The sequence below is a fragment of the Glycomyces lechevalierae genome, assembly GCF_027622945.1.
Taxonomy (GTDB): domain Bacteria; phylum Actinomycetota; class Actinomycetes; order Mycobacteriales; family Micromonosporaceae; genus Glycomyces; species Glycomyces rutgersensis.
Genome location: NZ_JAPZVQ010000004.1, coordinates 173,085 through 190,512 on the forward strand (window position 1 = coordinate 173,085; position 17,428 = coordinate 190,512).

Sequence of the window (17,428 nt, forward strand, 5' to 3'; positions counted from 1 at the left end):
GTGTCACTCCTCCGCGCACCCGAACTGCCCGTAGACGACCCCGGCCGACCACCTGTCACCTCCTGGCGCCTCTTCACCTGGCTCGCCACCCGCCGCAAAGGACTCGCCGCCGCCGTCCTCGTCTCCGCGGTCTTCTCCCTCGGGCTCGTCCCCGTCATGCCGATCTTCCTCACCGGCGCCGTCGACGACGGCCTCGCGCAACGCGACTGGGGCGCGCTCCTCGTCTGGGCCGGCGCCCTCACCCTCGCCGGATCCGTTGCGGCCGTGAGCATCGTGCTCCACCACCGCCTCACCGTCTGGTGGCGCCACGACGCCCAGTACCGCGTCCTGCAGCTCGCCACCCGCAAGACCGCGCGGCTCGGCTCGCGCCTGCGCCGCCACACCACCACCGGCTCGGTCGTCAGCGTCGGCGTCACCGACGTCGTCTCGATCGGCCGCGCCATCGAATCCCTCGCGCCCACCGTCGGCTGCGTGACCGGCATCGTCGCGGTCGCCGTGCTGCTCATCGGCATGTCGGCGGTCCTCGGCCTCACCGTCTTCATCGGCGTGATCGCCGTAGCCGCGATCACCGGGCCCATGCTGCGCCGCCTCCAGACCCGCTACGGCGCCTTCCGCAGCGACATCGGTCGCGTCACCGAACGCGCGGCCGACATCGTGGCCGGCCTCCGCGTCCTGCGCGGCGTCGGCGGCGAAGACCGCTTCAACGCCGCCTACCGCCAGGACTCCCAGCGCCTCAAGCGATCCGGGTTCGGCCTCGCCGCCCCCGGCGCCTGGATCGACGCGATCTCCGAAGGCGCCCCGGCGATCCTGCTCGGCGCGGTCGTCTGGATGTCCGCGCGCCTCGTCGCCTCCGGCGACATCACCGTCGGCCAGATGGTCGCCGCGTTCGGGTACACCGCCGCGCTGCTCATGCCCGTGCGCTGGCTCATGGGCACCGCCATGACCATCATCCAGGGCGAGGTCGCCTGCGCGAAGGTCGGCGAACTCCTCGCCCTGCCCGAACGCGCCGCCCCGCGAGACCCCTTGCCGGGCCCCGAAACCGGGGCCGAACTCCACGACCCCGACTCCGGCCTCAGCCTCGCTCCCGGACTCACCGCGGTCGCGACCAGCGACACCGACGCCGCCGCCGCGATCTTCGACCGCCTCGCCGGCCTCGAACCATCGGCAGCGGTCTTCGGCCCGATCCCCCTCGCGCGCATGGCCTCTGACGAACTGCGCCGCCGCATCCTCCCCGGCGACCACGACGCGTACCTCTTCGCGGGCGCCCTCACCGCCGTCGTCGGCGGCCGCGACCCCGAGGCCGCCATCGCCGCGGCCGCCGCCGAAGACATCGTCGACGCCCTCCCCGACGGCCTCGCCGCTGAAATCGACAACCAGGCCCGCACGCTCTCCGGCGGCCAGCGCCAACGCCTCCGCCTCGCCCGCGCCCTCGCCGCCGAACCGGAAGTCCTGCTCCTCCTCGAACCCACGTCCGCAGTGGACTCCCACACCGAAGCGCGCATCACCGAGCGCCTCACCGAGTTCCGCCACGGCCGCACCACCGCGCTCGTCAGCGCCTCCCCGCTCTGGCTCGGCCGCGCCGACCAGGTCGCCTTCGTCCAAGACGGCAAGGTCGCCGCCACCGGCACCCACGCCGAACTCCTCGCCTCCCGGCCCGACTACCGGGCCCTCGTGAACCGGGAGCTCTCATGACCGCCGAGACCGAACTGCCCGTCGCCGAACCCGAACGCGTCCGCCGCGCCTTCGTCGCGCTCCTCCTCTCCGAGCGCGCCCGCGTCGGCGTCGCCATCGCACTCCGCGTCGCCGCCGCCGGTGCCTCCACCGCCGCGCCGCTCCTCATGGGCCGCATGATCGACGCCCTCGCCGCGGGTGAAGGCATCGGTGACATCGACATGATCGCCGCCGGCATGGCCGCCGCGATCGCGGCAGCCGTCGCTCTCACCTGGCTCGCCGGCTTCACCGCGAACCGCGTCGGCGAACGCCTCTCCGCCCGCCTACGTGAACGCTTCGTCGAGCAGTGCCTACGCCTCCCGCTCCACACCGCCGAGCAGGCCGGCGCGGGCGACCTCATGACCCGCACCTCCGTGGACGTGCCGCAGTCGGGCAACCTCATCCGCGAATCCATCCCCAGGGCCGCGGTCGCGATCCTCACCGCGCTCGTCTACATCGGAGCGATGATCTGGGTCAACGCCCTCCTGGCGCTCTGCATGGTGCTGGCCGTCCCGCTGATCGCGGTCGGCGCCCGGTGGTACCTCAAGCGCGCCCGCGACGGCTACCTCGCCCAGGCCCGCACCGAATCCCGCTCCGGCGAAGCCCTCTCCGCGACCGCCGACGGCGCCCGCACCGCCGAGCTCCACCGCCTCGAAGCCGACCGGATCGCCCACGGCGACACCACGATCGCCGCGCACTGGGCCGCCAACAAGTACACGCTCTACCTGCGCAGCGTCTACTTCCTGACCCTCGAAAGCTCTTATGTGCTCCCCGCCTCGGCCGTTCTGGTCCTCGGCGGCGCCATGTACTTCGACGGCGCCGTGACCCTCGGCGAGGTCGCCGCCTGCGCCGTCCTGTCCCGTCAGATCATGACGCCCATGAACTTCCTGCTCATGATGGTCGAATGGCTCCAACGCGGCTTCGCGTCCTTCGCGCGCGTGGAAGGCATCGCCGCGATCGACACGGATGAGCAGGCCGCCGCCGCGGCGCTGCCCGCAGACGGCACCGTCGCGCTCCGCTCTGTCCACTTCGCCTATCCGAGCGGGCCCGAAGTCCTCCACGGGGTCGACCTCAGGATCCCCGCGGGCGAACGCCTCGCCGTCGTGGGCCCCAGCGGCGCCGGCAAATCCACCATCGCCCGCCTCGTCTCCGGCATCGACGCCCCCACCTCCGGCCAGGTCACCATCGGCGGTGTGGACGTCGCGACCCTTCCTCTCAGCGAACGCCGCGGCCACGTCACCCTCGTCACCCAGGAGCACCACGTCTTCACCGCGACCCTCCGCGACAACCTCACCCTCGCCAAACCCGACGCCGACGACGCCGAACTGCGCCGAGCCCTCGCCACCGTGGGTGCCGCCTGGGCCAACGACCTCGACGCCGAACTGGGCGGCACCGCAAAGGAACTCGACCCCGCCGCCGCCCAGCAGATCGCTTTGGCCCGCATCATCCTCGCCGACCCCGACGTCGTCATTCTCGACGAGGCCACCGCCATGCTCGACCCCCGCGCCGCCCGCGACACCGAACGCGCCCTCGCGGCCGTCCTCGAGGGCCGCACCGTCATCGGGATCGCCCACCGCCTCCACACCGCCCACGACGCCGACCGGATCGCTGTCGTCGAGGCCGGGCGGCTCGCCGAACTCGGGAGCCATGACGAACTCCTGCAAGCGAACGGGCCTTATGCTCTGCTCTGGAACACCTGGCACGGCACGAGCGAGCGGAGCCCGGCATGACCTTTGAAACCCAGCGCCGCACCGCGATCGGATCCGGCGCCGAGAACCAGGATCTCGCCCTGACGGGCGCGGACTGGGCCGTCGTCCTCGACGGTGCGAACCCGCCCGAGGGCGTCGACGTCGGCTGCACGCACGGCGTGGCCTGGATCGTCGGCCGTCTCGGTGCGCATCTGCGCGAAGGGCTGGACGCGGGGGAGGGGACGCTCGCCGACGTCTTGCGCGACGCGATCCGAGCGACCGTCGACGACCACGGCCCGACCTGCGACCTCGCGCACCCGCGTTCGCCGGGAGCCACGGTCGCCATGGCGCGCAAAGCGAACGACCGGCTCGAATGGCTGGTGTTGGGCGACGCCGCCGTCCTCTTCGAGGACACGACCGGCCGCGTCCCCATCGAGACCGACAACCGGATGAACGAACTCCCTGAACCCCCGGACACCGCTGAAGGGATCGCGGAGTACATCGCCCGCTACCGCAACCAGCCGGGCGGCGCCTGGTTCGCCGGCGCCGTCCCGGAAGCGGCCGACCACGCGTTCACCGGATACCGGGAGGTGCCCGAGCTCCGACGAGTCCTGCTGTGCACCAACGGGATCACGCGCCTGACGGACCGGTACGACTACCGCCTCCCCGACCTGATGACCCTCGCGACCACCAACCGCGGTCCCGAAGCCCTCATCGACGCCGTCCGCGGGGCCGAACTCACCGACCCCGACCCGGACCGCTGGAGCGGCAAGAAGCACGACGACGCCACAGCGGTCCTGGTCGACCTGCACTGATCACGCGCTGGGCACCTTGTCGAGGAAGCCCAGCACCTGCGCGATCCGGCCCTCCTCGTCGAGGACGACCACGTCGAACCCGACGACCGGAGGCTCCTCGCCCGCCGGACCGAGGCCCCAGGTGAACCGGGCCTGAGCGCCGTGGCCGTCGACCGGCCCGAGGAGGCTGAACACCCAGCCGGGGAACTGCTGGTGCGCGCCGGCGATGAAGGCGTCCACGCCGTCATGCCCGGCGACGGCCGCCATCGGGTCGACGTAGCTGACGTCGGCGGCGAACACCTCGCCGATGAAGGCCTTGCGCTCCGTGGCGTCGGTCGCGTTGAAGGCGGTGATGTACTGGGCGGCAACGGTGTCGAAGTCCATGATGATCTCCTCTGCGCTCGTCCCGGCCTCTCCGGGAACGACACCAGCTTCGCCCCGATCGCGCCTCCCGTCGATTACCTCAGAGGTAATGAGCCGCGCTACCTCCGGGTTTAGGCTGGGCCGCATGCCTGCACCGCTCACCGAGACCCGGACCACCCCGGGCGGCCTCATCCGGCACTGGCGCACCCAGCGGCACCTGACCCAGCAGGAGCTCGCGATCCAGTGCCGCATCTCCTCCCGGCACCTGAGCTTCATCGAGACCGGCCGCTCCAACCCGACCGCCGCGATGGTCCTCAAGGTCTGCGAGGAACTCGACGTGCCACTCCGCCACCGCAACGACATCCTCATGGCCGCCGGCCACGCCCCCGCCTACACCGAGACCGCCCTCGACCAGCCGTCGATGAGCAGCATCGGCCAGGCCCTCATGCAGATCCTCGACGGCCACATGCCCTACCCCGCCGTCGTCGTCGACCGCCACTGGAACATGGTCGACGCCAACCCCGGGATCGACCGGCTCCTCGACGGCTGCGCGCCCGAACTCCTCGAACCCCCTGTCAACGTCCTGCGACTCAGCCTGCACCCCGACGGCGTCGCGCCCCGCATCCGCAACCTCCCGCAATGGCGGGCCCACATCTTGACGCGCCTCGACCACCAGATCCGCACCACCGGCGATCCCGAACTCGAGTCCCTGCGCGACGAACTCCGCGCCTACCCGGGAGGCATCGACCCCTCCCCGCCGCACAGCCTCGTCGTCCCGCTCCGCATCGACACCCCCGGCGGCGTCCTCTCCTTCTTCAGCACCACAACGGTCTTCGGCACCCCGATGGACGTCACCGTCGCCGAACTCGCCATCGAAGCCTTCTACCCCGCGAACCCCGAAACCGCCGCCGCCCTGAACCGCTAGGCGTAGGCCCTTCCGCCGCGGGCGCGCAGCTCGTCCCGGATCTCGGCCGAGCCGTCGGCGGCGAGGTCGACGATGCTGCGGCCCGACCGGTCCCGCGCGTCGATGTCCGCGCCGTGATCGAGCAGGGCCTTGGTCACGGCCCAGCGTTCGTCATCGAGCGCCTCGAGGGCGGACGCCGTGCGCCCCTTCGCATCGGCCGCGGCGAACAGCGGCGCATTGCCATACTCGGCTTGGAGGTTCGGGTCGGCGCCGGACGCCAGCAGCGCGGCGACCTCCGCGAGGTCGCCACCGGCCACGGCGTGGTGCAGCGGGGACATACCTCGGGCGTCAAGGGAGTTCGGCCCGTCCTCGCGGTCGACGGGCTGCAGCTCGAAGACGGCCACGGCCTCATCCTGGTGAGGAGAGGCGGCGCTGGCCCCGAAGAGGAGCCTGGCGCCCGGGAAGAGTCCGGCCGCGGCACCCAGATAGAAGTCGTCGAACCAGTCCGCCGAGGTGATGAACTCCATCGGGGCGTAATAGCCGCTGAACAGGAAGAAGAGCGCCTCCCGACCCGGCGTCCGCTGCAACGCGAGCAGAGCGAGGGCGGCCCGTTTGCCCTCCTCCTCTTCGAACTCGTCGTCCTCCATGTCCTCTTCGAAGTAGTTCGACCACTGCCCCCGGACCGCATCGTCGTAGGTCGTCGCCAGCTCCCCGCCGAGCTTCTCGAAGGCCTCGGCGGCGGTGGCGGCGGTGCCCCAGACCTCGAGGTGTTCGAGGTCCTCGTCGTAGTCCTCATCGTCCTCGTCGATCACGGCCTCGGGGTTGTACCCGACCACGACGTACCCGCCCGACCGGCGGGGCCCGGCCGGCCGGCCAGCGTCGACGTCGGCCAGCAGTTGCACGATCTCCTGGATATCCATGCCCGCCACTATGACAAGCGACTGCGACATTCCAACGGCCGCAACAGGGGCGGCAATGGACGCGGAACGCCTTCGTTGCCGGGCACGCCCGGGTAGTATCGGTCGCTCCTCGATGCCGAGACTCCCTGGAGCAACATGCCTTTCCTGGACTTGCCCGACTGCGTCAATGCCCGCGACCTCGGCGGGACGCCCCTCATCGGCGGCGGTTCGGTTCGCGCGAACGCGCTGCTGCGGTCGGACAACCATGACCTGCTCACCGAAGCGGGCATCGCCGCCGTTCGGGGGCTCGGCGTCAGGCGGATCATCGATCTTCGGCATGGGTGGGAGGCCGACGAGTTCCCGAGTCCGTTCCGGGACGACGAGATCTATCTGAACCTCCCGCTCCTCGGCGTCTACCCGGGGTTCGATCCGACTGCGCCCGATGACTACCGGCCCGAGGTCGACCACGCTCCCGAACGAGTCGCGGCCGCGTTCATCGCCCTCGCCGAAGCGCCCGCCGGGCCCGTGCTGGTGCACTGCCACGCAGGCAGAGACCGCGCCGGGATCATGACGGCGCTGGCTCTGGCGGTCGCCGGTGCGGCGCATGACGTCATCGTCGCCGACTACGCCCTTACTGAAGGCGCCGAAGCGAAGACGATGCAGGACCTGCTCGACCACTTCGACAGCGAGCACGGCGGAGTGTCGGCGTACCTGCAGAAGGCCGGTGTCGAGAGCCGGCACCTGGAAGCGGTGCGACGCCGCCTCGCCGTCGCGGGCTAGCCCTCGTCGCCGATGCCGGTGGGGCCCAGTTCGATGCGGCTGGTCTCAACGGTCTCGCCGTCGGCGGCGAACTCGAACGTCGCCGTGAGGTGCGGGCCGTCCATTACTTGGAGCAGCCAGTACTGGTTGTCGTCCCACATGTCTTGAACGGGCAGGTCGTCGAGCGGGCACCAGCGCGGCGCGATCTCGTCGCACTCCCGGGCCTCGCCGGTGAAGCGGTCGCCGACGAACACGATGACCTGCATGTCCCACTCGGGCTTCGCGGGGAACAGGAACGTCAGGGCGGCCGCCTCGCGCAGGTCGGCGGGCTCGACCTGGATGCCGGACTCCTCGGCGACCTCGCGCACCGTGGCTGCGAGCGGGGTCTCGCCGGGTTCGACGTGCCCGCCGAGGCCGACGATCTTGCCGGTGCCGAATCCGGTCTTCTTCCGGCCGAGCAGCACTTCGCGCCGACCGGTAGGGGAGTGGCGGGTCAGAAGGCAGGGGCACATGGGCGTCAAGGTCACCCCCGCATCTTCGCAGAGGCCGGGCCGCCCGGCGAGAAGCCGGTGGACCGCATTCGGTCCACCGGCATTCGGATTACTTGCGCCAGAAGAGGTGGTGGATGACATCGCCGCCGGGGCTCGGGACGATGTCGAGGTGGAAGCGGTCGCGGAGTTCGTCCGGGGATTCCCAGAGGCGGGCGCCGGAGCCGAGTTCGATCTTGGGAGAGACAGCCACATGCAGGGTGTCGACGAGGTCGGCCTCCAGGAACTCACGGATCACGGACGCGCCGCCGCCGAGGCGGACGTCCTTGCCCTGCGCCGCCTCGCGCGCGCGTTCGAGCACGGTGGCCGGGTCGTCGTCGGTGAAGTGGAAGGTCGTGTCCGAGAGCGTGAAGGAGGGCCGGAGGTGGTGGGTCATGACGAAGACGGGGGTGTGGAACGGCGGCTCGTCGCCCCACCAGCCCTTCCAGTCGTAGTTCTCCCAGGGCCCGCGGTGAGGGCTGAACTTGTGGGCGCCCATGATCTCCGCGCCGATGTTGTTGGCGAAGTCGCGGGTGAAGTAGTCGTCGAGGCCGCGGCTCCCGCCGGGGTCGGTGCGGTTGGGCCAGCTCGCGGTCGCCCCGGCCCAGGCGAACATCGTGCCCGGGTCGGCGTGGCCGAAGGGGCGCTCGAGGGACTGCCCGTCGCCGGCGCCGAAGCCGTCGGCGGAGACGTTGAAGTTCTGGACCCTGAGAAGCTGGCTCATGAGGCTTCCTTCCGTCGCTCATTTGCGGTGACGCCAATGAGACTGCGCGAGCCGCGCGGATTCATCGCCGGTGACGAACGGCGGCGACGTGAACTATGCCACTTCGCACGCGGCGCCGCCGGAAGTTCAGGTGGCGAGGAAGCGGATGTCGTCGGCGAAGCGCTTCGGGTCGTTGAAGTGGGGGAACTCGCCGTCGGTCCGGTAGACGGCGCACGCGGCCTCGGGGATGCGGTCCTGCAGCCAGGGCTCATACGCCGGTGGCGGAGCGCTGGCGAAGATCGTGAGGTAGCGGCCGCGGAGCTTGCGGGGACCGGCGGCGATCTCCGAGCGGGCGCGCTCGGCGTCCGGGTCGGGATGCGGTTCGTCAAGGCGCCGTTCGATGTTGACGACGGCATGGGCGAGGTAGCGGGCCGCGAAGAGGGACGCGACGAGCGCGGCGTCGCCGTGCCCGGCGATGACCGGCGCGCGGGTGCCCATGGCCGCGACGTAGATCGCGAGGCGCTCGGCCTGGTCGTCGATCGAACGCCGGGCGGGGAGGTCGAGGACGGCGACGGCGTGCTCGTCGGCGAGGCGGGCCGCGACCGGCCACCACGCGGAGCGGTCGGTGCCGGCCGCGTTGAGGAGGAGGACGGGGCGGCCGTCGGCGCCCCAGCGGTCGCCGTCATGTTCGCGGTCGGGGTCTTGAAGGAGGTCTTCGAAGCGCAGGGCAGGCATGGCGTGGCTCCTGTCGAATGGTCGGCGTGTGTGGCGTCGTCGGCCGGGCAGGGCAGGACGGAGGCCGCCGCGTCGAACGCGGCGACGGTGGGGGCGTTACGCCGTCGAAGGAGGGGAGCGGCCCGCGCATATGCCGGTGAAGGCGGCGCGCCGGGAGGACGCCCGCCGCGCGGCTATCGCTGAGAGCCGGTGCGGCGCAAGCGGACGTCGCCGGTCGAGCAGTGCGGCGACGCCGCGAACCGTGCCGAGGCAGTACCGCCACAGGAGCGACGTGCCGGTGCCGATCGCGGCGTAGACCGCAAGGCCGATGAGGAGCACCATGAGCGGCGGCACCGGGTGGTCCCCGGCGACGACCCGTTCGGCGACGTCGGTGGTGAGGAACGCCCCGACCGAGACGAAGGCCGAGAGTCGCATGGTGCGCTTGCGGTCAGGGCCGCCGAGGCGACCGATGCCGGGAGCCGCGAGGAGTGCGAGAAGCGAGCCGAGCGCCAGGAATCCGGCGAAGAGGGCGGCCTCGCCCGCGTACCGGTCGACGCGCCACACGTCCGTGGCGGCGCCGTCGACATGGCAGTGCGCGAGGAGCCAGGACGAGATGCCATGGGCCGCAATCCATCCGAGGATCCCGAAGGCGAGCGCGGAGCCCGCCGTGAGGAGGCCTGCGCCGGTGAGACTGCGCTGGCTGGTACGACTGCGCTGGCCGGTACGACTGCGCTGGCCGGTACGACTGCGCTGCTTCCGGATGGCGGTCCTCCTCGGTGCGGCTTGGTACCGGTGCGACGCGCTGAGTCTACGAGTCGAAGTGAGGCAATTTCACCGAGGGTCCGATTCGTACCGTCCCGGCGGTGCCTTCTCGTCAGTGCTTCCTATCGGTCTTCTTGTCGGTGCGACCTTCGTCTCCCCGCGTCGAGTCCGGACGGTGAAAAGCGCTGGTACGCACCCGTTCGAGGGGTTAATCGATTGCCGGGTGTCGCACCCTCCCTTTACGCTCGGCTAGTGAGGTTCCTCCGCGCCCCCGTGCTGCCGCTCGACGATCCGCTGCTCCCCGAAGGGACCAGGGGCGACCCGTCGTCCGTCGCGTCCGCGAAGCAGCCGCCGACAGAGCCCTGGCGCCTCCTCGTGTGGCTCGCCGGGCGCCGCAAAGGCCTCATGCTCTCCGCGCTCATCACCTCCGGGATCGCGCTCGGCGCGCTCCCGGTGCTGCCGTTCTTCCTCACCGGCGCCGTCGACCACGGTCTGCGCGAACGGGACTGGGGCGCGCTCACGTTCTGGTCGCTCGGCATGGTCCTCGCCGGGCTCGTTACCGCCGCGATGATCGTCTGGTCGCACCGCCTCACCGTGTTCTGGCGCGCGGACGCCTCCTACCGCGTCCTGCAGCTCGCCACCCGCAAAGTGAACCGGCTCGGCGACGACCTGCGCAAGAAGCTCACCACCGGCGAGGTCGTGAGCGTCGGCGCCACGGACATCAACCGGATCTCGTGGGCGATCGACTCGCTCGCCCCCACCGCGGGCTGCCTCACCGGCCTCATCGCCGTGGGCGTGCTCCTGTTCAACACCTCGGTCGCCTTGGGCCTCACCATCTTCATCGGCGTGTTCGTCGTCGGCCTCATCACCGGCCCGCTGCTCACCCGCCTCCAGAACCGCCAGGAGCAGTACCGCGAACGCGTCGGCGACATCACCGAGCGCGCCTCGGACATCGTCTCCGGCCTGCGCGTGCTGCGCGGCATCGGCGGCGAGGCCCGCTTCAACGCCTCCTACCGCCGCGACTCGGACGCGCTGCGCTCCGCCGGGTACAAGGTCGCCGGGCCCACCGCCTGGCTCAACTCCCTCGGCGAGGGCACGCCCGCGATCCTCCTCGGCGTCGTCATCTGGATCGCCGCCCGCCAGGTCGCGGCCGGGGACCTGACGCCGGGCCAGATGGTCGCCGCGTTCGGGTACACGAGCGCGATGCTGCTGCCCGTGCACTGGCTCATCGGCTGCACCTACCGCATCATCGAAGGCCGCGTCGCCGCCGGCAAGGTCTGCGAACTGCTCAGCACCCCCGAACGCGAGGTCTCCGGCGAGATCATGCCCGGCCCGCGCGAAGGCGCCGAGCTCCACGACCCCGAGTCCGGGCTCACGGTCGCGGGCGGCGAGCTCCTCGCCGTCGCCTCCTCCGACTCCGAGCAGGTCGCCGAGGTCTTCGACCGGCTCGGCGGGTTCACCGAGTCCGAGGCGCGGTTCGGCACTGTCCCTGTGGCGCAACTGGACCGGGACGAGCTGCGCCGCCGCGTGCTCGTCGCCGACCACGACGCCTACCTCTTCGCCGGCACGGTCGCCGCGGCCGTCGCCGCCCGCGACGGGCGCGACCGCGTGGAGGCCGCGATCGAGGCCGCCTCGGCGCACGACGTCATCGAGGCCCTGCCCGACGGCCTCGACACCGAGGTCGACAACCAGGCCCGCACCCTCTCCGGGGGCCAGCGCCAGCGGCTGCGCCTCGCCCGCGCGATCGCCGCCGACCCCGAGGCCCTGCTCCTGCACGAGCCGACCTCCGCGGTCGACTCCCACACCGAGGCCCGCATCGTCGACCGCCTCGCCGAGACCCGCGGCGGCCGCGCCACCGCCATCGCCACCACCTCGCCGCTGTGGCTCGGCCGCGCCGACAAGGTCGCGTTCGTCCAGGGCGGCAAGGTCGTCGCCCACGGCACGCACCGCGAGCTGATCGCCGCGCACGCCGACTACCGCGCACTCGTGACCCGGGGAGAGTCCTGATGACCGACAAGAGGACGAACCAGCTGCCGATCGCCGACACCCGGACCGTGCGCCGCGCGTTCTTCCGGCTCCTCGCCTCCGAGAAGCGCCGCGCGGTCGCGGCGGTGGGCCTCCACCTCGTCGCCGCCGTCGCCGCCGCCGTGGCGCCGATCCTGTTGGGGGACATGCTCGACGAGCTGTCCGCCGGCTCGGGCATGGGCCAGATCGACAAGCTCGCGCTCGGGATCGTCGCCGCGATCGTCGCGGTCGTGGTCTTCACCTGGGCGGGCACGTTCGTGTCCTACCGCCTCGGCGAGCGGCTCTCGGCGCGGATGCGCGTCCAGTTCGTCGAGCGCGCCCTGCGTCTGCCGATGCCCGTGGTCGAGCAGGCCGGCTCCGGCGACCTCATGACCCGTTCCTCGGCCGACGTGCCCGAGGCCGGGGTGCTGTTCCGCGACGGCCTCCCGCAGGTGACCGTCTCGATGCTCAAGGTCCTGGTCTTCTTCGCCGCCATGCTCATCGCCAGCCCGCTGCTGGGCCTGTGCATGCTCGTCGTCGTCCCGCCCCTGGTCGTGGGCACCCGCTGGTACCTGAAGCGCGGCCGCAAGGGCTACCTGGCCGAGCGTGAGGCCGAGTCGACCATCGGCGACACGATTGGCGCCTCCGCGGACGGCGCCCGCACGACCGAGGCCTACCGGCTGCGCGACCAGCGCGACGCCGCCGGGGACGCGACGGTCGCCAAGCACTGGAAGGCCGCCCGCTACACGCTGTTCCTGCGCAGCGTCTACTTCCCGTTCCTCGACGGCGCGTACGCCCTGCCCACGGCGGCCGTGCTGCTCGTGGGCGGCGCGTTCTACTTCGACGGCGCGGTCACCCTCGGCACCGTCGCCTCGTGCGCGGTCCTCACCCGCCAGATCATGTTCCCGATCGACCACATCCTCATGTGGGTCGAGAAGGTCCAGCGCGGTTTCGCGGCCATGTCCCGCATCGAGGGCGTCGCCGAAGCCGAGGACGCCGAAGCGGACGCCACGACCGAGCGTCCGAAGGACGGCACCGTGGACCTCACCGAGGTCCGGTACGCGTACCCGACGAGTCCGCGCGATGTGCTCCACGGCGTGACGCTCAGCGTCCCCGCCGGGCAGCGCCTCGCCGTCGTAGGTCCCTCTGGCGCAGGCAAATCCACGCTCGCGCGCCTCATCTCCGGATCGGACGTGCCCCGCGAGGGCCGCGCCGCGATCGGCGGCGTGGACGTCGCCGCGCTGCCGCTCGACGAGCGCCGCAAGCGCGTCACCCTGGTCACCCAGGAGCACCACGTCTTCACGGCCTCGTTGCGGGACAACCTGATCCTCGCCAAGGCCGAGGCCGCGGACGAGGAGCTGAACGAAGCGCTGGCGGCCGTCGGCGCGGACTGGGCGTTCGACCTGCCCGAGGGACTCGACACGCCGCTCGGCGGCAAGAACCGGGAGCTGGACGCGGCGAGCGCGCAGCAGATCGCGCTCGCGCGGATCATCCTGGCCGACCCCGATGTGGTGATCCTCGACGAGGCGACCGCGATGCTCGACCCGCGCGCGGCGCGCGACACCGAGCGGGCGCTCGCGGCCGTTCTGGAGGGGCGCACCGTGATCGCGATCGCGCACCGGCTGCACACCGCGCACGACGCGGATCGCATCGCGGTGGTCGAGGACGGGCGGGTCGCCGAATTGGGGAGCCACGACGAGTTGATCGCACTCGACGGCCATTACGCCGCGCTCTGGCGAGCCTGGCACGGCGAGCGTGCGAGCCGTGAATCTGCTGAGCACGGGGACGTCGACGCTACCGAGAACGAGCAGTCGGGCGCATTGGCTTCGAGCGCGAATACGTTGTAGCCCAAACAAAGAACCAGGCCCCGGGCTCAGCCCGGGGCCTGTACTGGCTCGAGAACACCACCACAAGTCGGAACACCCACCGACTCGTTCTTAGCAAGGAAACAGAAAGGAAACCAGGAAACCCGTTCCGAACCAGTGACGAAAGAGTATCACGTCACATGTCCAGTGGCTAGGGGGTCGTATCCAGGTCACTCGATCCGTGTCGATCGATTTTCGCGATCCGTGCGTCACACCACAAGGCAACCGCCAGCACTCCCGCCCGACCGGCACTCCGCCCGCGGCGGTGCCCGGCCCGCCACTCCGGGCGGTGCCCGCCTTTGGCCCCGGTCGTGCACGGCCTAGACTCGACTGGTCTTCCCGCAGCTAGTAACCGTTAGGAAACACCTGTCGTGAGTACGATTTCACGCGAGGAAGTCGCGCACCTCGCGCGGCTGGCCCGCCTCGAAGTCACCGATGACGAGCTCGACGCCTTCGCCGGCCAGCTCGACGTCATCCTCGAATCGATGAAGACGCTCGCCGAAGTGAACACGGACGGCGTCCAGCCGACCTCGCACGCGGTGCCGCTCGTGAACGTCTTCCGGGAAGACCAGCCCCAGCCCTCCCTGCCCCGCGAGGACGTCCTCGCCGGCGGCCCCGACACCGCCGAGGACCGCTTCCGCGTCCCGCGCATCCTGGACGAGGAGGCCTAGCCCATGAGCCGCATCATCGACCGGACCGCCGCCGAACTGGCCGCGGACATCCGCGAGGGCCGCCTCACCTCAGTCGAGGTCACCACCGCGTTCCTCGACCGCATCGCGGCCGTCGACGGCACCGTCAAGGCCTTCCTGCACGTCGACCGGGAGGGCGCGCTCGCCACCGCGGCCGAGGTCGACGCCGCCGTCGCCGCCGGTCAGGACCTCGGCCCGCTCGCCGGCGTCCCGATCGCCGTCAAGGACGTCGTGGTCACCAAGGGCCTGCCGACCACCGCCGCCTCCAAGATCCTCGAAGGCTGGATCCCGCCGTACGACGCGACGATCACCGAGCGCATCAAGGCCGCCAAGATGCCGATCCTCGGCAAGACGAACATGGACGAGTTCGCGATGGGCTCCTCCACCGAGTACTCGGCGTTCTTCAAGACCGTGAACCCGTGGGACACCGGCCGCATCCCCGGCGGCTCCGGCGGCGGCTCGGCCGCCGCGGTGGCCGCGAAGATGGCGCCGCTCGCGATCGGCACGGACACGGGCGGCTCGATCCGCCAGCCCGGCGCGGTGACCGGCACGTTCGGCGCGAAGCCCACGTACGGCTCCAACTCCCGCTACGGCCTCATCGCCTTCTCGTCCTCGCTGGACACCCCGGGTCCCGTGTCCCGCAACGCCCTCGACGGCGCGCTGCTGCACGAGGTCATCTCCGGGTACGACCCGCGCGACTCCACCGCGATCGACGCGCCCGTCCCGCCCGTGGTCGAGGCCGCGAAGACCGGCGCGAACGGCGACCTCTCGGGCCTCAAGCTCGGCGTCGTCAAGGAGTTCGAGTCGAGCTACGACAAGGCCGAGCCCGGTGTGGTCGAGGCCTACCGCGCGGGCGTCGAGCAGCTCGTGAAGCTCGGGGCCGAAATCGTCGAGGTCTCCTGCCCGTCCTTCACCTACGCGCTGCCCACCTACTACCTGATCGCGCCGTCCGAGGCCTCCTCGAACCTGGCCCGCTACGACGGCGTCCGCTACGGCCTGCGCGCCGGGGACGACGGGCAGCACTCGCTCGAAGAGGTCATGAGCCTCACCCGCGAGGCCGGCTTCGGCCCGGAGGTCAAGCGCCGCATCATCCTCGGCACCTACGCGCTCAGCGCCGGGTACGTGGACGCGTTCTACGGCAAGGCCCAGCTCGTGCGGACCCTCATCAAGCAGGACTTCGAGAAGGCCTTCGAGCAGGTCGACGCGATCATCAGCCCGACCACGCCGTTCATCGCCTTCAAGTTCGGCGAGCGCACCGGCGACCCGTACCAGATGTACCTCGCCGACCTGTACACGATCCCGACCAACCTCTACGGCGGCCCCGGCGTCTCCGTCCCGGTCGGCCTCTCCGAGGGCATGCCGGTCGGCCTGCAGGTCATGGGCCCGGTCATGGGCGACGACATCACCTACCGCGTCGCGGCCGCCCTGGAGTCCACCCAGGACACCCTGCTCGCCGACACCGCGCCCGAGATCTCCGCAAATCTACGTCTCACTGCGTTCGACGAGAAGGGGAAGTAGCGCCATGACGAAGCTGAACGACTACGACAAGGCCGTCGAGACCTACGAGCCCGTCCTCGGCCTCGAGACGCACATCGAACTCGACACGCACACCAAGATGTTCTGCGGCTGCTCCACCGTCTTCGGCGCCGAGCCCAACACGCAGACCTGCCCGGTGTGCCTGGCCCTGCCCGGCGCCCTCCCGGTCGCCAACAAGGCCGCGATCGAGGCGACCATCAAGATCGGCCTGGCCCTCAACTGCCACATCGCCGAGTGGACCCGCTTCGCCCGGAAGAACTACTTCTACCCGGACATGCCGAAGAACTTCCAGACCAGCCAGTACGAGGAGCCGCTCTGCGAGAACGGCTACGTCGACGTGGTCGTGGACGGCAAGGAGTACCGGATCGAGATCGAGCGGGTCCACCTCGAAGAGGACACCGGCAAGACGCTCCACGTCGGCGGCGCCACCGGCCGCATCCACGGCGCCACCGAATCGCTCGTGGACTACAACCGGGCCGGCATCCCGCTCGTGGAGATCGTGACCAGGCCCGTCCCGGGCACCGGCGCCCTCGCCCCCGAGGTCGCCCGCGCCTACACCGCCGAACTGCGCGACATCGTCCGCTCCCTCGGCGTCTCCGACGTGCGCATGGAGCAGGGGTCGCTGCGCTGCGACGTCAACCTCTCGCTCAACCTGCCCGGCGAGGAGTGGGGCACCCGCACCGAGACGAAGAACGTCAACTCCCTGCGCTCGGTCGAACGCGCCGTCCGCTACGAGGTGCGCCGCCAGTCCGCGCTCCTCGACGCCGGCGAGCGGATCTTCCAGGAGACCCGCCACTTCCAGGAGACTACCGGCGAGACCCGCGCCGGACGCTCCAAAGAGGAGGCCACCGACTACCGGTACTTCCCCGAGCCCGACCTCGCCGTCATGGAGCCCTCCCGCGAATGGGTCGAGGAGCTGCGCGCCGGCCTCCCCGAGCTGCCGCGCAAGCGCCGCGAACGCCTCCAGGCCGAATGGGCCCTGGGGGACAAGGAGATGCAGTCGGTCGTCAACGCCGACGCCGTCGAGCTCATCCAGGCCACCGTCGACGCGGGCACCAGCCCGTCCGGCGCGGTCAAGTGGTGGCTCGGCGAGCTCTCCCGCCGCGCCAACGAGTCCGGCGAGGAACTCGCCGCGCTCGCGATCACGCCCAAGCAGGTCGCCGAACTCCAGGGCATGGTCGACGACGGCCGCCTCAACGACAAGCTCGCCCGCCAGGTCATCGACGGCGTGCTCGCCGGTGAAGGCGACCCGGCCGACGTCGCCGCCAAGCGCGGCCTCGAGGTCGTCTCCGACACGGGCGCGCTCGAAGCCGCCGTCGACGAGGCCATCGCCGCCAACCCCGCCGTCGCCGACAAGATCCGCGGCGGCACGCACGCCGCCGCCGGCGTGCTCATCGGCGCGGTCATGAAGGCCACCAAGGGCCAGGCCGACGCCGGCACCGTCCGCCAGATCATCCTGGACAAGCTGAGCTAGACCGATACGAGCAGAGGGCCGGGTGGCGTCAGCCGCC

General features: G+C 71.2%; 16 protein-coding genes. 10 read left to right on the forward strand and 6 right to left on the reverse strand.

The annotated features are described in order from the left end of the window. The 3 genes from O2L01_RS09655 to O2L01_RS09665 are packed head-to-tail and all read left to right on the forward strand — an operon-like array spanning position 1 to position 4,213. Positions 1-1,692, forward strand: coding sequence for an ABC transporter transmembrane domain-containing protein (locus tag O2L01_RS09655; protein ID WP_270121708.1), 1,692 nt, complete (start codon positions 1-3; stop codon positions 1,690-1,692). Further along, positions 1,689-3,440 carry an ABC transporter ATP-binding protein gene (locus O2L01_RS09660; RefSeq protein ID WP_270121709.1) on the forward strand — a complete coding sequence of 584 codons (1,752 nt, stop codon included), beginning with the start codon at positions 1,689-1,691 and terminating at the stop codon, positions 3,438-3,440. Before O2L01_RS09655 ends, O2L01_RS09660 begins: the two co-directional genes overlap by 4 nt. Continuing rightward, complete coding sequence (locus tag O2L01_RS09665) at positions 3,437-4,213, forward strand: protein phosphatase 2C domain-containing protein (RefSeq protein WP_270121710.1); 777 nt, start codon at positions 3,437-3,439, stop codon at positions 4,211-4,213. The genes O2L01_RS09660 and O2L01_RS09665 overlap by 4 nt, the downstream gene beginning before the upstream one ends. On the opposite strand, the gene O2L01_RS09670 is transcribed toward O2L01_RS09665, so the two are convergent. Then, positions 4,214-4,576 (reverse strand): nuclear transport factor 2 family protein, encoded by a 363-nt coding sequence (locus O2L01_RS09670; RefSeq protein ID WP_270121711.1) that lies wholly within the window; start codon positions 4,574-4,576, stop codon positions 4,214-4,216. It lies immediately after the preceding gene. Positions 4,577-4,700: 124 nt separating this feature from the next. Between O2L01_RS09670 and O2L01_RS09675 the strand changes: the two genes are divergently transcribed. Continuing rightward, entirely contained in the window at positions 4,701-5,480 is a 780-nt protein-coding gene (locus tag O2L01_RS09675; RefSeq protein WP_270121712.1) for a helix-turn-helix domain-containing protein, read from the forward strand. Here O2L01_RS09675 and O2L01_RS09680 read toward each other — a convergent pair. After that, entirely contained in the window at positions 5,477-6,379 is a 903-nt protein-coding gene (locus tag O2L01_RS09680) for an ankyrin repeat domain-containing protein (RefSeq protein ID WP_270121713.1), read from the reverse strand. The genes O2L01_RS09675 and O2L01_RS09680 overlap by 4 nt on opposite strands. A gap of 135 nt (positions 6,380-6,514) precedes the next feature. Between O2L01_RS09680 and O2L01_RS09685 the strand changes: the two genes are divergently transcribed. Beyond that, positions 6,515-7,138, forward strand: coding sequence for a tyrosine-protein phosphatase (locus tag O2L01_RS09685; RefSeq protein WP_270121714.1), 624 nt, complete (start codon positions 6,515-6,517; stop codon positions 7,136-7,138). Here O2L01_RS09685 and O2L01_RS09690 read toward each other — a convergent pair. The 4 genes from O2L01_RS09690 to O2L01_RS09705 all read right to left on the reverse strand — a co-directional run bounded on the left by O2L01_RS09690 (position 7,135) and on the right by O2L01_RS09705 (position 9,625). After that, positions 7,135-7,644, reverse strand: a complete 510-nt coding sequence (locus tag O2L01_RS09690) for an 8-oxo-dGTP diphosphatase (protein ID WP_270121715.1) — start codon at positions 7,642-7,644, stop codon at positions 7,135-7,137. The two genes, O2L01_RS09685 and O2L01_RS09690, sit on opposite strands and share 4 nt — an antisense overlap. Positions 7,645-7,717: 73 nt before the next feature. Then, complete coding sequence (locus O2L01_RS09695; protein ID WP_270121716.1) at positions 7,718-8,368, reverse strand: dihydrofolate reductase family protein; 651 nt, start codon at positions 8,366-8,368, stop codon at positions 7,718-7,720. A 126-nt stretch (positions 8,369-8,494) separates the two neighbouring features. After that, on the reverse strand, positions 8,495-9,082 hold the full coding sequence (locus O2L01_RS09700; RefSeq protein WP_270121717.1) for an alpha/beta fold hydrolase: 588 nt from the start codon (positions 9,080-9,082) through the stop codon (positions 8,495-8,497). A 96-nt stretch (positions 9,083-9,178) separates the two neighbouring features. Then, positions 9,179-9,625, reverse strand: a complete 447-nt coding sequence (locus O2L01_RS09705; RefSeq protein ID WP_270121718.1) for a hypothetical protein — start codon at positions 9,623-9,625, stop codon at positions 9,179-9,181. A gap of 450 nt (positions 9,626-10,075) precedes the next feature. On the opposite strand from O2L01_RS09705, the gene O2L01_RS09710 reads away from it, so the two are divergent. The 5 genes from O2L01_RS09710 to gatB all read left to right on the forward strand — a co-directional run bounded on the left by O2L01_RS09710 (position 10,076) and on the right by gatB (position 17,391). Then, a complete protein-coding gene (locus O2L01_RS09710) occupies positions 10,076-11,830 on the forward strand; it encodes an ABC transporter ATP-binding protein (protein WP_270121719.1) in 1,755 nt (584 codons plus the stop codon). Then, positions 11,830-13,674, forward strand: a complete 1,845-nt coding sequence (locus tag O2L01_RS09715; RefSeq protein WP_270121720.1) for an ABC transporter ATP-binding protein — start codon at positions 11,830-11,832, stop codon at positions 13,672-13,674. Before O2L01_RS09710 ends, O2L01_RS09715 begins: the two co-directional genes overlap by 1 nt. Positions 13,675-14,063: 389 nt before the next feature. Beyond that, complete coding sequence (gatC, locus tag O2L01_RS09720; protein ID WP_270121721.1) at positions 14,064-14,363, forward strand: Asp-tRNA(Asn)/Glu-tRNA(Gln) amidotransferase subunit GatC; 300 nt, start codon at positions 14,064-14,066, stop codon at positions 14,361-14,363. A gap of 3 nt (positions 14,364-14,366) precedes the next feature. Next, a complete protein-coding gene (gene gatA / locus O2L01_RS09725) occupies positions 14,367-15,899 on the forward strand; it encodes an Asp-tRNA(Asn)/Glu-tRNA(Gln) amidotransferase subunit GatA (RefSeq protein ID WP_270121722.1) in 1,533 nt (510 codons plus the stop codon). 4 nt (positions 15,900-15,903) lie between these two features. Then, positions 15,904-17,391, forward strand: a complete 1,488-nt coding sequence (gene gatB / locus O2L01_RS09730) for an Asp-tRNA(Asn)/Glu-tRNA(Gln) amidotransferase subunit GatB (RefSeq protein WP_270121723.1) — start codon at positions 15,904-15,906, stop codon at positions 17,389-17,391. Positions 17,392-17,428 lie beyond the last annotated feature (37 nt).

Coding starts and splice junctions, on each gene's coding strand:
- O2L01_RS09715 (WP_270121720.1), top strand. CDS start 11,830: ATGACCGACAAGAGGACGAACCAGCTGCCGATCGCCGACACCCGGACC.
- O2L01_RS09675 (WP_270121712.1), top strand. CDS start 4,701: ATGCCTGCACCGCTCACCGAGACCCGGACCACCCCGGGCGGCCTCATC.
- O2L01_RS09670 (WP_270121711.1), bottom strand. CDS start 4,576: ATGGACTTCGACACCGTTGCCGCCCAGTACATCACCGCCTTCAACGCG.
- O2L01_RS09695 (WP_270121716.1), bottom strand. CDS start 8,368: ATGAGCCAGCTTCTCAGGGTCCAGAACTTCAACGTCTCCGCCGACGGC.
- O2L01_RS09665 (WP_270121710.1), top strand. CDS start 3,437: ATGACCTTTGAAACCCAGCGCCGCACCGCGATCGGATCCGGCGCCGAG.
- O2L01_RS09685 (WP_270121714.1), top strand. CDS start 6,515: ATGCCTTTCCTGGACTTGCCCGACTGCGTCAATGCCCGCGACCTCGGC.
- gatB (WP_270121723.1), top strand. CDS start 15,904: ATGACGAAGCTGAACGACTACGACAAGGCCGTCGAGACCTACGAGCCC.
- O2L01_RS09660 (WP_270121709.1), top strand. CDS start 1,689: ATGACCGCCGAGACCGAACTGCCCGTCGCCGAACCCGAACGCGTCCGC.
- O2L01_RS09700 (WP_270121717.1), bottom strand. CDS start 9,082: ATGCCTGCCCTGCGCTTCGAAGACCTCCTTCAAGACCCCGACCGCGAA.
- gatA (WP_270121722.1), top strand. CDS start 14,367: ATGAGCCGCATCATCGACCGGACCGCCGCCGAACTGGCCGCGGACATC.
- O2L01_RS09680 (WP_270121713.1), bottom strand. CDS start 6,379: ATGGATATCCAGGAGATCGTGCAACTGCTGGCCGACGTCGACGCTGGC.